Origin of the sequence: Aeromicrobium sp., from assembly GCF_032084975.1 — a bacterium.
Taxonomy (GTDB): domain Bacteria; phylum Actinomycetota; class Actinomycetes; order Propionibacteriales; family Nocardioidaceae; genus Aeromicrobium.
Map to the genome: position 1 here is coordinate 1 of NZ_DAMDLR010000111.1, position 219 is coordinate 219.

General features: G+C 78.5%; 1 pseudogene. It reads right to left on the bottom strand.

Annotation, left to right across the window (positions count from 1 at the left end):
- Positions 1–219: pseudogene (locus RT323_RS15580) on the bottom strand (hypothetical protein); the annotation flags it as partial.

Here is a 219-nt window from a genome sequence, read left to right on the forward strand (position 1 = left end):
CGCGAGCAGGCCCGCGCCCATCCACCACGCGGTGGTCTCGGACGCCGACTCGCTGGCGGTGCTGGCGGCGGCTCCACCGGCACCGGCCTCGGAGCCGGCCTGCGAGCTGCCGCCGGTGGACCCGGGCGCCGGAGTCGCGGGGGCCTGCTGCACCGGCATGCGCTCGATGCCCACGGCGTCACCGGGCATGGCCAGCTGCCAGCCGGGCTGGATGAGGCG